2 protein-coding genes are annotated in these 1,342 nt (G+C 68.5%); both read left to right on the top strand.

Features of this window, described 5'->3' with window-relative positions:
- Positions 1-159: 159 nt before the first annotated feature.
- Positions 160-1,125: a GDP-mannose 4,6-dehydratase gene (gmd, locus tag FDZ70_10745; GenBank protein ID TLM65883.1), complete on the top strand. Its 966-nt coding sequence runs from the start codon at positions 160-162 to the stop codon at positions 1,123-1,125.
- Positions 1,126-1,212: 87 nt separating this feature from the next.
- On the top strand, positions 1,213-1,342 hold a 130-nt coding region (locus tag FDZ70_10740; protein ID TLM65882.1), incomplete at its 3' end, for an aspartate aminotransferase family protein.

Here is a 1,342-nt window from a genome sequence, read left to right as displayed (position 1 = left end):
GTACTCCGCGGCGGCGTTCCTGCTCATGGGCGTGGTGCCGTTCGCCGTCGGGATCTCGACGGTGCTCGCCGGCGCGTGGCGTTGGCGCGACCTTCGCACCGCGCGGTGCGGTACCCTGTCACCGCAACGAACGCCACGCCCGCCGCTGGAGGCGACGATATGACCAAGCGCGCGCTCATCACGGGGCTGACGGGCCAGGACGGCTCGTACCTCGCAGAACTCCTGCTCGACCGCGGCTACGAGGTCTTCGGGCTCGTGCGTCGCAGTTCGTCGGAGACCACCGAGCGGGTCGATCACATCCTCGACCGCATCCAGCTCGTCGCCGGCGACCTGCTCGACGAGTCATCGCTGCTCACCGCCATCGACGAGTCCTCTCCCGACGAGGTCTACAACCTGGCCGCGCAGTCGTTCGTAGCCGACTCGTTCAAGGAGCCGGTCTACACGGCCAACGCCGACGCGCTCGGCGTCACGCGCATGCTCGAGGCGATCAGGCGCATCAAGCCCGACGCCCGCTTCTACCAAGCGTCGTCCTCGGAGATGTTCGGCAAGGTCGCCGAGACGCCGCAGACCGAGACGACCCCGTTCCATCCGCGGTCACCGTACGGTGTCGCGAAGGTCTACGGCTACTTCATCACGATGAACTACCGCGAGAGCTATGGCATGCACGCGAGCAACGGCATCCTGTTCAACCACGAGTCGCCGCGCCGCGGCATCGAGTTCGTGACGCGCAAGATCACCGACGGCGTCGCGCGCATCAAGGCGGGCAAGGCCACCGAGCTGCGTCTCGGCAACCTCGACGCCAAGCGTGACTGGGGCTTCGCGGGCGACTACGTCGAGGCGATGTGGCTCATGCTCCAACAGGACGAGCCGGGCGACTACGTGGTCGCGAGCGGTGAGACCCACACGGTCGGCGAGTTCGCCGAGATCGCATTCTCGCGCGTCGGCCTCGACTGGTCCGAGTACGTGGTGATCGACGAGCGCTTCATGCGCCCGGCCGAGGTCGAGCTGCTCCTCGGCGACGCGTCGAAGGCCAAGACGGTGCTGGGCTGGACGCCGCGCGTCGCGTTCCGAGAACTCGTCGAGATGATGGTCGACGCCGACCTCGCGCGCCACGGGGTCGCGTAGCACCGAGACGCGCCGGCCCGCCCGCGGGCTTGCGCTAGAATCGCTCGTGCACCCCGCCTGCCCGCCTGCCACCTTCGGGAGCGCCTGATGCCTTCTTCCCACGACGAGTTCACCGCCGCCTGCGAGCTCATCCCCGGCGGAGTCAACTCCCCGGTCCGCGCGTACAAGTCGGTCGGCATCGAGCCGAGGTTCGTCGCGAGCGCGTCCGGCTCGCACA

This window comes from Actinomycetota bacterium (assembly GCA_005774595.1).
Taxonomy (GTDB): domain Bacteria; phylum Actinomycetota; class Coriobacteriia; order Anaerosomatales; family D1FN1-002; genus D1FN1-002.
This window is presented reverse-complemented; position numbering and strand designations above follow the sequence as displayed.

Coding starts and splice junctions, on each gene's coding strand:
- gmd (TLM65883.1), top strand. CDS start 160: ATGACCAAGCGCGCGCTCATCACGGGGCTGACGGGCCAGGACGGCTCG.